Source organism: Bacillus sp. SRB_8, from assembly GCF_003264205.1.
In the GTDB taxonomy this organism is placed as follows: domain Bacteria; phylum Bacillota; class Bacilli; order Bacillales; family Bacillaceae_G; genus Bacillus_A; species Bacillus_A mycoides.
The window spans coordinates 1-1065 of the sequence record NZ_NADT01000041.1 but is presented as its reverse complement, the minus strand read 5'-3'; the positions used below and the strand labels follow the sequence as shown (position 1 = coordinate 1065).

1 protein-coding gene is annotated in these 1065 nt (G+C 34.8%); it reads left to right on the top strand.

Annotated features, from left to right (window positions below; genetic code table 11):
• Positions 1–1065 (top strand): thiol-activated cytolysin family protein (locus B5P40_RS26180; RefSeq protein ID WP_113710156.1); only part of this gene is annotated, 1065 nt, incomplete at both ends.

Here is a 1065-nt window from a genome sequence, read left to right as displayed (position 1 = left end):
TTGCAAATAAAGCTTTTGCAGATAATCAACCTAGTTTGTTAGTAGCTAAGAGAAAACCTTTGAATATTAGTATAGACTTACCTGGCATGAGAAAAGACAATACAATTACTGTTCAAAATCCTACATATGGTAATGTGTCTGGAGCAGTAGATGAATTAGTATCTACTTGGAATGAAAAGTATTCAACAACACATACGTTACCTGCAAGAATGCAGTATACAGAATCTATGGTTTATAGTAAATCACAAATAGCAAGTGCTCTTAATGTTAACGCTAAATATCTTGACAATTCACTGAACATTGATTTTAAAGCGATTGCAGATGGAGAGAAAAAAGTGATGGTTGCGGCATATAAGCAAATCTTTTATACCGTAAGTGCAGAACTACCTAACAATCCATCAGATCTTTTTGATAATAGTGTTACTTTTGATGAGTTAACTCGTAAAGGGGTAAGTAATGCGGCTCCGCCTGTTATGGTGTCAAATGTAGCTTATGGTAGAACAGTTTATGTGAAATTAGAAACATCATCTAAGAGCAAAGATGTACAAGCTGCCTTTAAAGCCTTAATTAAGGGGCAAGGCGTTGAAGCGAGTGGACAGTACAAAGATATTTTTGAAGACAGTACCTTTACCGCTGTAGTATTAGGCGGAGATGCAAAAGAGCATAACAAGGTTGTTACAAAAGATTTTAATGAAATCCGAAATATTATTAAAGATAATGCAGAATTAAGTTCTAAAAATCCAGCATACCCAATTTCATATACAAGCACTTTCTTAAAAGATAACGCAACTGCTGCTGTTCATAACAATACAGATTATATTGAGACTACAACTACAGAATATTCTAGTGCTAAAATGACGCTTGATCATACTGGTGGATATGTTGCTCAATTTGATGTATCTTGGGATGAATTCTCATATGATCAAAATGGCAAAGAAGTACTAACCCATAAAACTTGGGAAGGAAACGGCAGAGACAGAACTGCTCATTTCAATACAGTCATACCACTTCCATCGAATGCAAAAAATGTAAAAGTTGTAGCAAGAGAATGTACAGGTCTTGCAT